Origin of the sequence: Streptomyces sp. CBMA123, assembly GCF_014596465.1 — a bacterium.
Lineage (GTDB): Bacteria > Actinomycetota > Actinomycetes > Streptomycetales > Streptomycetaceae > Kitasatospora.
Genome location: NZ_MECK01000453.1, coordinates 1 through 1,975 on the forward strand (window position 1 = coordinate 1; position 1,975 = coordinate 1,975).

Annotated in this window: 1 protein-coding gene and 2 pseudogenes; 1 reads left to right on the forward strand and 2 read right to left on the reverse strand. The window is 76.3% G+C overall.

Going from position 1 to position 1,975, the window contains the following annotated elements:
• Nucleotides 1–395, reverse strand: a pseudogene (locus BG452_RS33910) (hypothetical protein); the annotation flags it as partial.
• Between the two features lie 330 nt (nucleotides 396–725).
• Here BG452_RS33910 and BG452_RS33915 point away from each other — a divergent pair.
• Nucleotides 726–1,226 (forward strand): SsgA family sporulation/cell division regulator, encoded by a 501-nt coding sequence (locus tag BG452_RS33915; RefSeq protein WP_188308189.1) that lies wholly within the window; start codon nucleotides 726–728, stop codon nucleotides 1,224–1,226.
• Between the two features lie 40 nt (nucleotides 1,227–1,266).
• Here the strand turns inward: BG452_RS33915 and BG452_RS33920 are convergent.
• Nucleotides 1,267–1,975 (reverse strand): annotated as a pseudogene (locus BG452_RS33920) (hypothetical protein); the annotation flags it as partial.

A 1,975-nucleotide genomic window follows, 5' to 3' on the forward strand; every position in this document is an offset into this window, starting at 1 on the left:
AGTCCGGCCGGCGGGGTGGCCGCGGCGTTCGCCGGGCCGGACGGGTGGGCCGAGGCGTGCCCGGAGGGCTTCGGGGCGTGCGGACGGCCGGAGGGCGCGGGGGTGTCCTGGGTCCGGTCGGCGGCGGCCTCGGTATCGCCGGTGGTGCCCGGGCTGGGCGGCGGGCTGGTGCCGACCCGGGCGACGCCGGCCCTTCGGCCGATGCCCTGCTGCTCGTTCAGCAGGAGGGTGGTGGCGATGCTGATGCCGACGACGGTGGACATCGCCATCGCGGCGCCGGAGAAACGCAGGGTGGGCAGCCGGAACCGGCCGCCGAACGGGCGCGGCCGGCCGTGCCGACCCTGCCGTGCGGGCTCGTGCTGCACGTCCCGCGTGGTCTCCCCACGCACAGCCACCGGACCCCTCCCTCCCCGAAGCCGCCGTCGCGTCGCCGTATTGTCCCACGCACTGCGGCCTGGCCCGGATCCGGCCGTCCCGGGCCGGTCCCGCGGCGGGTCCGCGTCGGGAGGGGAGAGCGTACCAGCGGGTGGCCGAGGGGCGGACACCCTCCATCCATTTTCCGGACTCCCCTTCGAGCAGCAGAAGTTGACGGATCGTCTGACAAGCCCGCCAAGGGGCGGCCCGGCCCGGAACGGGGGGTGTTGCAACCCCCTTGCAACCCTTGCCCGCCCGGCCGCGGGTGGCGCAGGCTGATGGCATCCCGCGCCGTTCCCGGAGAGACCGTCATGCCGCCCGACCCGCTGTCCGCAGCCTCCAGTGCTCCTCTCGCCGCCACCCCCACGGGCGGCGATGGGGACGGCTCCACCGCCGCTCCGGCGGCGGTGGAGGAGGTGCTGACGCTGCGGATCTCGCTGGGCGAGGAAGTGGTCGGCGAGGTGCGCACCCGGTTCCGCTTCGACGCCGTCCGCCCCTACGAGGTGCTGCTGACCTTCCACGTGGGGCGTCCGGACGAGGCGGACTGGGTGTTCTCCCGCGACCTGCTGCGCGACGGACTCCACACGCTGAGCGGCCAGGGTGACGTCAAGCTGTGGCCGGCCTACTGCCCCTGCCACGGCTCGACGCTGCACCTGGCGCTCGAATCCCCGCACGGCAGCGCCCTGTTGGAGGCCTCCAGGCCCCGGGTGCGGGCCTGGCTGGACCGCACCTACGCGCTGGTCTCGGCCGAGGCGGAGCGTGACTGCGGGCCCACCGACGACCAGTTGCTCGCACTGCTCGCGGGCGGCTGAGGGCGGGCCGCGCCGCCGACGGCCGTTCGGTTCGTGGGCGTCAGGTTCGCGCTCGTCGGATCGTCGACGCCAGGTTCACGGTCGTCAGGTTCGCGCTCGTCAGGTTCGCGCTCGTCGGGCTCACTGCCGTGCCGGCCGTAGCACCGGTCGTGCCGGCACCCTCCCCGGCCGTGCGCGGTGGAGGCACGGGAGCAGCGGCGCCCGGCAGTCGGGCCCGGCCCGCCGCCAGTTCGGCCCGCAGTCGTCGTACTGCGGGGGCGACGGAGGAGGGCAGCAGGTCGTACGGGTCCTCCGGCCCCTCCACGGTGACCAGCACCGAGTCGGCGAAGCGGTACGGCCGGTGGGCCAGCAGGCCGCCCAGGTAGCGGCGCAGCCGGGACAGTTCGGCGCGGACCGTCACCGTCCGCCCGGCGTCGCCGAACAGCGCCTCGGCGAGCTGCGCCGCGGTGCTGCCGTCGCGGGTGGTGGCGAGCAGCAGCAGCAGTTCGGCGTGGCGCGGGCTGACCGGGTGCGACCAGCTGTCGGCCGCGCCCCGGACGGACAGTTCGGGGCGGTCCGGCCGTCGCAGGTCGAGCCGGAGCCGGGCGCCCTCGGCCCGTTCGGCGCTCACCGTGCCGGAGCCGTCCGGCTCGCCGTCCCCGGCCGGGCGGACCGGGCGCACCAGCCAGCCGTCCGCGAGCGGTTCCAGCACGCACTCGCCGAGCCCCGGCACCCAGTGCACGGCGGCCGGGGCCCAGCCCTCGCTGGGG

What these genes read in the sequence shown, in the direction of transcription:
- BG452_RS33915 (WP_188308189.1), top strand. Translation starts at nt 726, where the DNA reads ATGCCGCCCGACCCGCTGTCCGCAGCCTCCAGTGCTCCTCTCGCCGCC.